Genomic DNA, 12,834 nt, shown 5'->3' with positions numbered 1-12,834 from the left:
CATTCCCGGCTGCAAGCAGCCGTCTCTTGATCACCTCTTGGTTTATGTCCTCCACCAATGCTAATCAGTCTCTGTGCCGCAACAAAAATTCCGCTTCCTCACGGTCGCGGCTCGGTTTCCGGTGCACGATGAAGTATCTACGAACGCACGAAAACCGAGCCGCGACCGTGAGGAAGCGGAACAGTGATACTGGCAGGGACAGTATTTCTGCTGAACCCCTGGCTCCAGCGGACAAGCTGAGAGACGTCGGAGTCAATCCCGGATGGTGTTCTCAGAGGTGCGTAGCCCTGTCTGCTTGCAGCCGGGAAACTGACGATCGTTACACAGCCAGAGTTCTAAAAAGTCTCCATTCCCGGCTGCAAGCAGACCGGGCTACGGCTCCTGGTTCATTCCCTGATCCACGTCGTCCTGAGCGCGTCTTTTTGCGCGAAGGATCTCCTGAAGGGGGCACGGTACTCATTTTTGGAGAGCCTTCGCGCAAAAAGACGCGCTCAGGATGATTTCTGGGAGTGCAATGCAGGATGGCGTTCCTGTTAGTTGTCCGTATTTTTTCCATAATCGATCAAAAAAATACTAAGCCATTTGATTTGGTTAAATAATTTTTTTAAAAAAATAGCAATTTTTTGTGATTCATTGTAACGTAATCATTAGTGTGTTTTTATTCTCTCAAGGTAAAGATAACTGGACATCGAAGTCTGTTTTATAAAAATGGGGATATTGGGTGAAATCAGTGCTTGCTAAGTACATTATTATATCGATTCGAATCTTCGGATTGATTTTCTTACTTTTGGTAAGTGCTTGTCATCGCTCAGAAAATTATGTTCCTGAGCCTGAAGATCCCAAATTACCTTGTAAAGTAGAAGGCGCGTGTGACGCCACTATCAATAAAATGATGACTTCTTTTAATAAAAGGGGCATAAAAGTTGTGACTATAGGACAGGACTATCTTATCAGTATTCCTGCCAATGCCCTGTTCGAAGAGCAAAGCCCGCATTTAAAATGGGCTTCTTACGGATTGTTAAACCAGGTAGCAAGCTTTCTTAAGCAATTTCGTAAAGTAGCGATCAATGTGACCAGTTTTAGTAGCAAATATGTTTCTGTTCAAAGAGAGCGTGCCTTGACTGTAGCGCGTTCAAGAGTGGTCGGTGAGTATCTCTGGACGCGGGGAATTGACAGCCGTTTTATCTTTACACAAGGTTTGGGTAGTGATAAACCTATAGTAAGCTTTATTCAGGGTGGGGATGCATCTCCTAATGCTCGAGTAGAAATTACGTTTAGACGTGCTGTTGCATAATCGAGGAATGAATGAGTCGGGAATCATGGCGGTTAATCAAGGAGAATAAAAATTTTAACGTCCATATATACAGACGTGGTTTATTGATATTAATTATTTCTCTTTGCTTAAGTAGTATAACAGGCATTTATATGTTTTATTTATATATAAATCTGCCTGAACGTGATTATTATGCGACAAGCGGAGTTACTGCCCCGATTAAACTTAAATCGATGCCGACTCCTAATGAATCATCACAGGCTTTACTCGATCCTGATCCGCCTACAGATGATTCGCCAAGGGTCATACCGCAATAAATAGAGGATATTATGGCTGAAGATGCCTTAACAGTAGTTGCCTTACGAAATCAGTTTTATAAAGATAGCCAGCGCAAGGTTATATTAGCGCTTTTGGTTGCTATAATCGTTAATATCGTTTTGGCCTCTATGTTGGTTTATATTCTGACACACCCGCCAGCGCCCAAGTATTTTGCAACCAGCATCAATGGTCGCATTACTCCTCTGTTTCCATTAGATGAACCCAATCAATCAGACTCAGCGGTATTACAATGGGCTAACCAGGCTGCGATTGCTGCCTTTACTTATAACTTCGTAAACTACAGAGACGAATTGCAAGCGTCGTCAGGATTCTTTACTGCCGATGGCTGGGATCAATTCCTCAATGCATTACAACAGTCAAATAACCTGGATGCAGTAAAAGCGAAAAAACTGATTGTTTCTGCTGTGGCGACCAGAGCACCGATTATTCTGCAAAAAGGGGTGCTGAATGGAAATTATTCCTGGCGCGTGCAAATGCCAATCCTGGTTACTTACCAGAGTGCCAGCGAATTCACTCAGCAAAATAATGTGGTCACCATGTTGATTACGCGAGTATCAACCCTGAACTCTCCTCGAGGTATAGGGATATCTCAATTCGTAGTTGGCCCTGCTAGTGGTGGGGTAAACTAATGATGAATATAAAGAATTGCTTGTTTAAATATTGTTCCATTGGAGGCTTGCTGTCCTCCATTGCCTTAGGTATCCATGCAGCTCCTCAATCAGATGACGCCCAACAGGCATTACAACAATTACGTCTGCTGCAACAGAAATTATCACAAAATCCGGGACAAGATGGCCAGCCCGTAATGAGTGGCAATGCGGGTATGCCGGTAATGCCCCAGGCAGCGCAAAATAGTAATCCAGCGAATCCATCCAATACACCTGCTCAGGCAAAGCCGACACAGAATTCTGCAGGTAATGACAGTCAGGGAATTAGTCAAAACGATACTGAAGTTATTGATAATAAAGCATTTAAAGATATGACACGCAGTTTGTATCCATTAACTCCGGAGCAGATTGTACGTTTAAAACAAATTTATAACACTTCTGAATATGCTCAGGCATCAACAGCTGGAACACCTCCCAAGCCTACAGCAACATCTCAGTTTGTTAATTTATCACCTGGTTCGACACCACCGGTGATTCGTTTATCACAAGGCTTTGTGTCGTCTTTAGTCTTTTTAGATTCAACAGGTGCTCCCTGGCCTATTGCTGCTTATGATTTGGGCGATCCAGGCGCGTTTAATATTCAGTGGGATAAAACCAGCAATACTTTAATGATTCAAGCGATGAAATTGTATAATTACGGTAACCTGGCTGTACGTCTGAGGGGTTTGAATACCCCAGTCATGCTGACTTTAATTCCCGGTCAGAAAGCGGTTGATTATCGGGTGGATCTGCGGGTACAAGGCTACGGTCCAAATGCTAAAAGCATGCCTATGGAAGAAGGGATTCCGCCGTCAGCCAGCGATTTATTACTCCACGTTCTTGATGGGGTACCGCCGCCAGGAAGCAAAAGATTAGTCGTGAGTGGTGGTGATGCTCGTGGCTGGTTATTAGGCGAAAAAATGTATGTCAGAACAAATCTCACCGTATTGTCGCCGGGCTGGTTAGCAAGTATGACCAGTGCAGATGGAATGCATGCTTATGAAATGCAGAAATCTCCGGTGTTGTTGGTATCCTGGCATGGTAAAGTCATGCAGCTCAAGGTAGAAGGGTTATAAATAAATGGCAAGCAGAAAAGAAAATTTAAAGTCACTGTTTTCCAATACCCGCACACGGGTCATTATCATTTTTACAGTGATATTATTGGTACTTGCTGTAACCATAGGCTACTTTAAGCTTAGAGGTTCGACAGAAGGGCCTTTGTCATCAGCTGCGGTAAGTAGTGCCCCTGGCGGAATCCAATCAATACCTGGTGTGCTTGATCCCACCGCTCAATACGCAAAATTACAGGAAGAACAGAATGTCACCCAGGCACAGCAGGCGGAACAATCTGGTGGCAGTGCCATACCTACCATCATTCGTACTCAGGCTTTAGGGCAAGGGGTTGGTGTCATAGGCTCTCAGGGTGGGCAAAGTGGTGTCGGTTTCAGTACTTTGGCCCGAGAAGATGATGAAGGGGCTCAAAGAAGTCTTTGGATACAAGATTTACAAAACGGCAGTTGCAGTAAGGCGGTTATCAGTAAAGTAGTTAATGAAGGAGCGCAACTAAGTGATTTGAAATCTGCATGTAGCTGTGTGCAATTAAAGGATAGCGGCTATGGACTTCAGGATTTGGAACCAGTCTGCGCATGCAAAGAGTTACGAGCCGCTGGCTACAATGCCAGACAATTAAAAGATGCGGGATATTCTGCAGGCCGTCTGAGAGCCTGCGGTTTTGATGCCTGTGAATTACGGAATGCCGGATTTACTGCTCAGGAAATGAAGGATGGCGGTTTTTCTGATGGTGAATTAAAAGGTGCAGGTTTTTCAGATGCTGAAATAGCAAAAGCCAGTGGTTTACCCGATGGCATTACAGCTGACGACGTTAGAAATGCTGGCTGTGGTGCTGCTGCATTAACCAAATTACGTCAGGCAGGAGTGAGTGCTTCTGCAATAAGAAAGATTAGTGGATGCAGTGCAGAACAACTTAAGGCTGCAGGTTATAGCGCTAAAGATTTGAAAGACGCGGGCTTTAGTGCCGCTGATTTACGGAAAGCAGGTTTTACACCTGAAGAGTTGAGAGCAGCAGGCTTTACTGCCCGAGATTTACTTAATGCTGGATTTACACCTGCAGATCTTGCTAAAGCAGGTTATACAGATGCTCAAATTAAAGCCGCTCAGGGAGACTTGCCTCCAGGAATAACCCCTGCTGATGTTAAAAATTCAGGTTGTGATGTCGATGCCTTAATTAAAGAAAGGGAAGCAGGTGTGAGTGCTGCATCAATCAAACAATATGCTGGCTGTAGTGCCCAGGCTTTGAAGGCAGCAGGTTTTACCGATGCGGATCTTGCGAACGCAGGTTTTACACCGCAGGAAATCAGCGCAGCTACCCCTTTATCTGATGCCGATGTGAAAGCTGCAGGCTGTGATCCAGATAAATTGAAAAAGTTATTTGCTGCAGGAGTTTCTGCAAAACGGATTAAAGATTTAAATGGATGTAGCGCTCAAGCCTTGAAAGCTGCGGGCTTTGATGCAAAATCTTTACTTGACGCAGGCTTTACCCCAGCAGAATTATTAGCCGCAGGATTTACGCCCAGGCAATTGGAAGATGCCGGATTAAATCCTGCCAGCATCATTGCAGATGGCCGAAGTGCAGATTGTAGTGTTGATTCATTGAAAAAAGCGCGCGCAGCTGGCGTCAGTGCGCTGACTATAAAAGAAACGCTGGGATGTTCTGCGCAGGCATTAAAAGCTGCCGGATACACCGCTAAAGAGTTAAAAGATGCTGGATTCACAGCAGCTGAATTAAAAGCAGCAGGCTTCAGTGCCAAGGATTTGAAGGATGCTGGTTTTAGTGCCAAAGAATTGAAAGATGCCGGATTTAGTGCTGCGGATTTGAAAGCGGCTGGTTTTAATGCTCAGGAATTAAAGGATGCCGGTTTTACTGCGGCACAACTTAAGGCCGCTGGTTTTACTGCTAAAGAATTGAAAGCTGCAGGTTTTTCAGCCAAAGAGTTGAAGGATGCCGGATTTAGTGCTGCAGAACTAAAAGCCGCGGGCTTCACTGCCTCGGAACTTAAGGATGCCGGGTTTTCTAAAGCAGACCTTAAAAATGCTGGCTTCACTGATGGTCAGCTTGAGGACGCCGGTTTTCCTGCCGATCAGTCAAGTGTTGCCGGTTTACAAAATCCGGATTTGCAACAAAGCAGTTCTAACCTGACTGGTGTTCCGACTCTTGCTGGTCAGAATCAACAGGCAGCACAGTCTCAGGCGGCAGCGAACAATCAGCAGCTTCAGGATATTTTAAATAAACAAAACCAGCAAATGGCTGAGCAAAAATACCAGCAAAAAATACAGCAACGTACATCAGAAATGTTGTCGGCCGCGAATCAAGCAGTTCAGGATTGGAAGAAAGTAAATACTCAGACCTATGTAGCGAGTTCTATAGAAGACAAACAAGAAGAAAGTTCGTCTGCAAGCGGATCAAAAAATAGAGGTCCAGTAGATCCTGTAACAGGCCTACCTCTTAGCAATTACAAGGGCGGAAATGGTGGTGATGATGGCACTAATGGTTCCAACTTAGGTGGTTCTTCTGCTCAAAAGTCAATTATCAAAACAGGAGATATCCTTTTTGCTGTACTGGATACATCAGTGAACAGCGATGAGCCTGGCCCAATTTTAGCAACTGTAGTGTCAGGTAAATTAAAAGGAACGAAACTGATAGGCAGCTTTAACTTGCCCTCAAATGCAAACAAGATGGTTATTACTTTCAATACCATGTCTGTCCCTGGAGCAGCAAAAACCACTTCGATTTCTGCATTTGCAATTGATCCCAATACAGCAAGAACTGCACTATCAAGCCGCACGAATCATCACTATCTGATGCGCTATGGTTCTCTGTTCGCCTCTTCGTTCATTGAAGGCTTTGGTAATGCCTTCCAGTCAGCAAACACGACAGTGACTATTGGTGGTACTGGTGGAGGTAACAATATTACCGTGTCTAACGGTGTAGGGCGGTCTACCCTTGAAAACGCAGTAATTGGTTTGGCAACAGTGGGTAAAAGCTGGAGCCAGCAAGCTCAGCAGCTATTTAACACGCCAACTACTGTTGAAGTATATTCAGGAACGGGTTTAGGAATTTTATTTACTCAGGATGTAACAACTATTTAATTTGATGGCAGACGATAATGGCAGATAACGATCAAAATAATGATGAATATAAATTTGCAGAATTGGATTCACTAGACAATGATCCTATGGATGATTCGGATAGTGGCTTAAATAAAAGCTATACTAACACTGCCGGAACAAATCCTGAAAAAAAGGACATTAAGCGAAATGCTCTTATAGTGGTGGCAGTTGTTGTTGGCCTTATGCTGCTTTATAAGTTTATTGGACCGATGTTTTTTTCGGATAAATCTGAATCAGTACCCAAACAAACTATTCCCCCTTTGACCCAGGTTACACCCTCACAACCTGTGCAAACAACTACGGTAACTCCGGTTCCTGTGCAACAAGTGCAGCCAGTTGTGACTGCAAGTGACCCTGACCTGAAGCAAAAAGTAGCTGCTCTGGAAGTCGCTCAGCAAAGTGTACGCTCTGAACTAAGCAATGTGAGTGATCAGGTTAATACGATTAACAACAATATAAATAATCTTAATAATCAGATAGCAAATCTGAATCAGGTTATTGGTAATCTTTCGACACAATTAGCAAGACAATCAGAGCAGGTTGGTGTCTTGATGGCGCGAACACAGCCAAAACAGATTCGTCCTGTTGTGCGCCGGGCTACCCAACCGCGCCTTACTTACAATATTCAGGCAGTAATCCCGGGTCGCGCATGGCTAATTGCTTCAAATGGTTCTACAATTACAGTAAGAGAAGGGACAAAAATTGCAGGATATGGAGTGGTTAAACTAATTGACTCAATGCAGGGTCGCATTTTAACCAGCTCCGGGCAAGTAATAAGGTTTAGTCAAGAAGATAGTTGAGGCATATATGGCTGGTCCGACTTGTACGGGTGGTACTGTTGCTTGCTGGATAGCGAGTCAGGCGGATATATTAACAAATCTTGCCAATTCATTAGCTCCAGTTGAACGTTTGATCACAGGGGGAGCCTATCTTATAGGCTGTGCCTTTTTGTTTAAGGCCATATACAGTTTAAAGGTTTATGGGGAAGCTCGTACTATGATGTCCAATAGTGCCAGTGTAAAAGAACCTATAATTTATTTAATAGTAGGTGCAATATTAATCTATTTCCCAACCTCGTTTAGAACCTTGCTGCAATCTACCTTTGGCGATCAGAATATATTGCAATATGCACCTGCAGGCGGCAATCAGGCACTGGATACGCTTTTTGGTAGTGGTAGTGTAGTGAGAGGGCCGTTAGTAATGCTAATTCAGGTGATCGGGTTAATTGCATTTGTGCGAGGGTGGGTGTTAATTGCCCGCTCTGCATCTCAGGGGCAACCCCCAGGAGGTACGGGAAAAGGCTTGATTCACGTGTTTGGCGGGATTTTGGCGATCAATATTGTAGGTACTATCAGTATGATTAATAATACTTTATATGGAACCGGTTAAACTAATTTTATATTGGGAGAAAATAGTGGAAAATAAGATGATTAATAAATCAGGTTATAAGTACTGGTTAATGAGCGCAGCCTGTTTAGGTCTTCTTGCTCTTGTAAGCCAAGAAGCGGCTGCAGGTAATATGACTATTGGGGGGATGGCCTCTTCGATAACACAATCTTTTACAAGTCTGGCGAAACTTATCACAGCAGGTTCCTACCTGGCTGGTTTGGGCTTCTCAATTGGTGCGATTATGAAATTCAAGCAGCATAAGGATAACCCAACCCAAATTCCAATTGGAACCCCAATTGCTTTGGTGTTTATTGCTGCGGCCTTACTGTTCCTCCCTTCAATTCTTGGAGTAACAGGTTCTACCATGTTCGGATCAAGTGGTGGCCAAACAGCAGGACCTGGCGGTACAGTGTATAAGAGTGGTTCTTAATTTAAACGCAAATAACCGGGTGATATTCCAGATATCACCCGGATTGTTTGGTGTAGAACCAGATTCTGTTAAAACCACTAAGTGAACAGCAATAATTTCATAACCAGACTATTATTAAAGATACTAGTGTACCAATTAAGCTATGTGAGCCGAAAAGATGGCGGGTAACCAAGAACGCTGCGAATTAAAATTAGTTGCTACACCGGGTTCCTGGCGCTTATATTCAGCCAGAAAAGTCGATGAGCGTTTTAAAGCATATGAACAAAAAGTATTTCATAGGGATCGTTATACCTGTCAATTTTGTGGATTCCAGGCACGTTTATATCAGGAAATAGTAAATCTTGATAACGACTATACCAATAACAGGTTATCTAATCTGGTTACCGCATGTTGCTTTTGCGCCCAATGCTTTTTTATCGAATCTGTTGGGGTTGGAGGATATGGCGGAGGAACGCTGATATATCTGCCGGAAATAACCCAGCCTGAATTAAACAGCTTATGTCATGTTTTATTTTGCGCTATAACCAATGATACAGGCTACAAGTCCAGTGCTCAGAATATTTATAGAAGTTTTAAATTTCGTTCACAGATCATAGAAGAAAAATTTGGTGAAGGAACGAGTGATCCTGCTATTTTTGGCCAGTTAATGATTGATTCGGGCGTTAATAATAACGAAACCAGTGCTCAACTGTTTAAAAATATATGTTTGCTTCCTTCTCGAGCAAAATTCCGTAAACAAATAGAAAAATGGGCCGCCAGCGCTTTGGAAGAAATTGCGGATTAACTAAAATAAAATGGGTGTGAGTCTGTCTAAAGCAGGTTTATTAACAGGTTCAAATAAAACTCTTGGTAATTAAAATTTGGGGAAAAGGGATGGCTAAATGGTCAGAATCGTTTTTTGAAGGTATTGATACCTTTTTTGCCTGGTTAAGCACCTCTCTAAAGCAAACAACGGAGTCTTACGTTGATCTGGAAACAGCAGATAGTGAACATGTTTTAGTCAATCATGATGGTTCTTTATTATCCATTTTAAAAATCGAAGGAATAACCGCACTGGCTGGTGCTGAAGAATTTGAGCATTTGGTTGAGGGGTTAAATAACGCATTTCAGGGAGCTATGAGCAGACCAGGCCATGCGTTGCAAGTCTACTTTAGCCATGATAAACAAAATATTAAGAAAGTAATTCAGGATGTTTACGATCCTGCCGAAGCAACAGCAAAAAGGCTAGAACTCAATTTATCTGATTTATTCGAAGAACGTGTGGATTATTTATCACAATATTGTGCAGAGGAGCGTGTCTATTTTGTTTTGATCACCAGACCCTTTAATTTATCAAGCGATCAATTAAAGGTGGCGACTAAAACCAAAATGAAAATCATTAAAGATGCCAAACTGCCGCCGTTTAAAAACACACAAACAGTTTTTGCGGCAATTCCTGAGTTGCGTGATACCCACGATGCTTATGTCCGAGCCATTCTTAATGATTTAGATGCTTTGCGTATTATCGGAAAACTTCTTAATGTACATGAAGCAATTCATGCCATACGCATGACCGCTGATCCAGATTACACGGCCGACGACTGGCGCGCTACGTTACCCGGCGACAATCTTCCTGCTCGTGAAGTAAACAATTTTGAAGGAGATCCTTCTGACTTATTATGGCCGTCCCTTGCAAGGCAGGTAATTCCCAGAGATGCAGAGACAATTGATTTACGTACGGTCAGGGTGGGTGACAAGATTTATTCTTCTACCTATGTTGATTTGTTTCCCAAAGATGTCAGGCCATTTATAACTTTGTTTTCCCGTATTTTACCTTCACACGTTCCATGGAAAATTTCATTCCTTATCGAAAGCGAGGGTTTGAGTACTATAAAACTGAAAGGGCTTTTATCCGCCATTTTGAGTTTTAGTTCAGCGCAAAATCGTTTGATTAGTGACTCGGTAAACTTACTTAAGTATTTACAGTTAAATACCGATGAAGCTATCGTACGCTTGCGAGTTGTAGCTACAACCTGGGCTTTTGACGGTAATTTACCTTTACTCAGGCGGCGCAGTTCCGAATTGGTTAAGGCAATTCAGGGTTGGGGTTCAACTGACGTGTCTGAAATTTGTGGGGATCCCTTCGCCGGATTCGTGTCTACCATGCTGGGAGCAACCCTTAATAGCGCTGCAGTTCCTTCCGTTGCCCCATTGTCTGATGTGATTACCATGTTGCCGATAACACGCCCGGCATCACCCTGGAAGACAGGAGCATTACTGTATCGTTCTCCTGATGGTAAGCCCTGGCCTTTCCAGCCCGGCTCAACGGAGCAAACAACCTGGATTGATTTGGTTTATGCGCGTCCTGGTTCGGGTAAATCTGTATTGTCTAATGCGCTGAATTTGGCCTTGTGCCTATCTGGTGGTTTGCAGCGATTACCCAGAATTGCGATTATTGATATTGGTCCTTCGAGTAGCGGCCTGATTTCGTTACTTAAAGAGGCATTGCCTGCATCAAAAAGGCATTTGGTAGCCTATCATCGCCTAAGAATGACACCAGAATATTCGATTAACCCTTTTGATACTCAACTTGGCTGTCGATTTCCCACCGCACTGGAGCGATCATTCCTGGTTAACTTCATGACCTTATTAACAACTCCCTTAGGTGCGGCTAAACCCTATGACGGTATGCCCGATTTGGCTGGTATGGTAGTTGATGAGCTGTATAAAAGTATGGCTGATGAATTCAACCCTACTCCTTATGCGCCCGGCGTGGAAGAGTTTATTGACAGCATCCTGGAAGAAATAGGATTTGTTCGTGATTCCAAATCGACCTGGTGGGAAGTTACCGATTCTCTCTATTCTGCTGGCTTTGTGCATGAAGCCATGTTGGCACAACGCTATGCTATGCCTTTGCTTGCTGATGCCGCATCCATTTGCAGAACGCCATCTATTGAAGATTTATACGAAAAAGTTACTGCGCCAACAGGCGAATCATTAATTAACGCGTTTTCGCGCATGATTTCTGCTGCAGTTCGTGAGTATCCCATTTTGTCGCGAGTCAGCAGTTTTGATATTGGTGACGCAAGGGTTGTTTCTTTAGACCTCGATGAGGTAGCGAAAAGTGGTGGTGATGCTGCCGACAGGCAAACAGCCGTCATGTACATGCTGGCTCGTTATGTTTTGGCAAGGCATTATTACTTAACTGAAGAAAGTTTAAATAACATACCAGAGCAATATAAAGAATATCATAAAGAGCGGGTGCTTGAGATTAGAGAAGACCATAAGCGTATTGTTTATGATGAATTCCATCGTACCTCCAAATCAGCGGCAGTCCGGGAACAAGTGATTATTGACATGCGGGAAGGCCGTAAATGGAAGGTGCAAATCGCCTTGCTCTCCCAGTCAGTTGATGACTTTGATCCCGTGATGATTGATTTTGCCACCTCTATTTACATTATGGATGCGGGTCCTTCTCAGGCTATTGAAAAGACTACTTCTATTTTTGGGCTGTCGGAAACTGCAAAAGTAGCGTTACGAAACAGGGTTCATGGTCCGCGGCAAGGTGGAGCTACGTTCCTGGCGCAATTCGCTACAAAAACCGGGGTGAACGTCCAATTACTCACCTTGACTTTGGGACCGGTAGAATTATGGGCTTTTAGTACTACAGCAGAAGATGCGACGGTCAGGAACCATTTATACCGACACCTGGGCCCAGCGGAAGCCCGACGCTTGCTTGCTGCTCTATTTCCTAATGGTTCTATAGCTAAAGAACTGGAATCACGCCTGGCTGGAATGAAAGAACGAGGCGGTTTGATCGAAGAAGAGGAAAAGGATGGAGCTATAGATCAGTTGGTGAATGACATTTTGGAGGCTTACTCTAAAGATCCTAATATCAAGACCTTACCAGCCAAGGTGTATTAACGTTTATTTGGAATAGCAATGAGTTATTTACCACGTTTAGTCTTGGCTGTTGTATTCAGTGTCTGGGCATCCCTACTCTATGCCGTTGATTGTCCTGACATGAACAAAGTAAAGGTCATTGCGAAAGAACTCAATACGGTCCTAAACAGGGATTTTTGTATTAGAGCTGTGAATGATAAGCAGTTGGAATGGATTAGAACCACTGCTCTGCCGCAATTAATGACCCAATCGTTTTTAGGAGCAGAACCTCCTCCAGGATGGTCTGCAATGGCTGATGAAATTATTAAATGTTATAGCCATGGGGATTTATGTAGTCGCAAAGTTCAGGAAGAATTTTCCCAATGTGCGATGAGCAAAATGCCTGTCATAATTTTTCAGCTTAGTCCATGGATCAGTCAGAATTGCGTGCAGGTTAATAAGTCCGTTGTGGAACATTGGGCGGATAAAAAGCCTGTAGTGATGAAGTTGATAAAAGAATACTTAAAAGAATTTTAATCATCATCCACGTTGTCCTGAGCGCGTCTTTTTGCGGGAAGTTGCTCCGAAATAGCACAATGCGTAGCCCAGTCTGCTTGCAGCCGGGATCGAAGTAGCACACCCTGCCAAATCAGGGAGATCAACTATGTTTCAGAACATATTTTCAATGATTTAAATTTGCCTAATTT

At 43.5% G+C, this 12,834-nt stretch carries 11 protein-coding genes; all 11 read left to right on the top strand.

What is annotated here, in order from left to right; genetic code table 11:
- The first annotated feature begins 721 nt into the window (after positions 1-721).
- The 11 genes from icmN (at position 722) to B094_RS0106765 (ending at position 12,664) form a co-directional block, all read left to right on the top strand.
- The gene (gene icmN / locus B094_RS0106815) at positions 722-1,294 is read left to right on the top strand and encodes a type IVB secretion system protein IcmN/DotK (RefSeq protein ID WP_018577059.1); all 573 of its coding nucleotides are present in this window, start codon (positions 722-724) and stop codon (positions 1,292-1,294) included.
- A gap of 11 nt (positions 1,295-1,305) precedes the next feature.
- Complete coding sequence (icmM, locus tag B094_RS0106810; RefSeq protein WP_026253921.1) at positions 1,306-1,590, top strand: type IVB secretion system protein IcmM/DotJ; 285 nt, start codon at positions 1,306-1,308, stop codon at positions 1,588-1,590.
- Between the two features lie 12 nt (positions 1,591-1,602).
- The gene (locus tag B094_RS0106805) at positions 1,603-2,241 is read left to right on the top strand and encodes a type IVB secretion system apparatus protein IcmL/DotI (protein ID WP_018577057.1); all 639 of its coding nucleotides are present in this window, start codon (positions 1,603-1,605) and stop codon (positions 2,239-2,241) included.
- Entirely contained in the window at positions 2,241-3,335 is a 1,095-nt protein-coding gene (locus tag B094_RS0106800) for a DotH/IcmK family type IV secretion protein (protein WP_018577056.1), read from the top strand. Before B094_RS0106805 ends, B094_RS0106800 begins: the two co-directional genes overlap by 1 nt.
- A gap of 4 nt (positions 3,336-3,339) precedes the next feature.
- Entirely contained in the window at positions 3,340-6,426 is a 3,087-nt protein-coding gene (dotG, locus tag B094_RS0106795; protein ID WP_018577055.1) for a type IVB secretion system protein DotG/IcmE, read from the top strand.
- 17 nt (positions 6,427-6,443) lie between these two features.
- A complete protein-coding gene (gene icmG, locus B094_RS0106790) occupies positions 6,444-7,247 on the top strand; it encodes a type IVB secretion system protein IcmG/DotF (protein WP_018577054.1) in 804 nt (267 codons plus the stop codon).
- A 7-nt stretch (positions 7,248-7,254) separates the two neighbouring features.
- Complete coding sequence (locus tag B094_RS0106785; protein WP_018577053.1) at positions 7,255-7,836, top strand: hypothetical protein; 582 nt, start codon at positions 7,255-7,257, stop codon at positions 7,834-7,836.
- 37 nt (positions 7,837-7,873) lie between these two features.
- Positions 7,874-8,266, top strand: a complete 393-nt coding sequence (locus B094_RS0106780; protein ID WP_018577052.1) for a DUF6750 family protein — start codon at positions 7,874-7,876, stop codon at positions 8,264-8,266.
- A gap of 157 nt (positions 8,267-8,423) precedes the next feature.
- Positions 8,424-9,050: a type IVB secretion system protein IcmJDotN gene (gene icmJ, locus B094_RS0106775; protein ID WP_018577051.1), complete on the top strand. Its 627-nt coding sequence runs from the start codon at positions 8,424-8,426 to the stop codon at positions 9,048-9,050.
- An 89-nt stretch (positions 9,051-9,139) separates the two neighbouring features.
- Positions 9,140-12,169: a virulence protein IcmB gene (locus B094_RS0106770; protein WP_018577050.1), complete on the top strand. Its 3,030-nt coding sequence runs from the start codon at positions 9,140-9,142 to the stop codon at positions 12,167-12,169.
- An 18-nt stretch (positions 12,170-12,187) separates the two neighbouring features.
- Positions 12,188-12,664 (top strand): hypothetical protein, encoded by a 477-nt coding sequence (locus tag B094_RS0106765; RefSeq protein ID WP_018577049.1) that lies wholly within the window; start codon positions 12,188-12,190, stop codon positions 12,662-12,664.
- The last annotated feature ends 170 nt before the right edge of the window (positions 12,665-12,834 follow it).

It is taken from the genome of Legionella shakespearei DSM 23087 (assembly GCF_000373765.1).
Lineage (GTDB): Bacteria > Pseudomonadota > Gammaproteobacteria > Legionellales > Legionellaceae > Legionella > Legionella shakespearei.
This window is presented reverse-complemented; position numbering and strand designations above follow the sequence as displayed.

Excerpts from the sequence above, each read along its gene's own strand:
- icmJ (WP_018577051.1), top strand. The coding sequence starts at position 8,424 with ATGGCGGGTAACCAAGAACGCTGCGAATTAAAATTAGTTGCTACACCG.
- B094_RS0106770 (WP_018577050.1), top strand. The coding sequence starts at position 9,140 with ATGGCTAAATGGTCAGAATCGTTTTTTGAAGGTATTGATACCTTTTTT.
- B094_RS0106765 (WP_018577049.1), top strand. The coding sequence starts at position 12,188 with ATGAGTTATTTACCACGTTTAGTCTTGGCTGTTGTATTCAGTGTCTGG.
- B094_RS0106780 (WP_018577052.1), top strand. The coding sequence starts at position 7,874 with ATGATTAATAAATCAGGTTATAAGTACTGGTTAATGAGCGCAGCCTGT.
- icmG (WP_018577054.1), top strand. The coding sequence starts at position 6,444 with ATGGCAGATAACGATCAAAATAATGATGAATATAAATTTGCAGAATTG.
- icmM (WP_026253921.1), top strand. The coding sequence starts at position 1,306 with ATGAGTCGGGAATCATGGCGGTTAATCAAGGAGAATAAAAATTTTAAC.
- B094_RS0106805 (WP_018577057.1), top strand. The coding sequence starts at position 1,603 with ATGGCTGAAGATGCCTTAACAGTAGTTGCCTTACGAAATCAGTTTTAT.
- dotG (WP_018577055.1), top strand. The coding sequence starts at position 3,340 with ATGGCAAGCAGAAAAGAAAATTTAAAGTCACTGTTTTCCAATACCCGC.
- B094_RS0106800 (WP_018577056.1), top strand. The coding sequence starts at position 2,241 with ATGATGAATATAAAGAATTGCTTGTTTAAATATTGTTCCATTGGAGGC.
- B094_RS0106785 (WP_018577053.1), top strand. The coding sequence starts at position 7,255 with ATGGCTGGTCCGACTTGTACGGGTGGTACTGTTGCTTGCTGGATAGCG.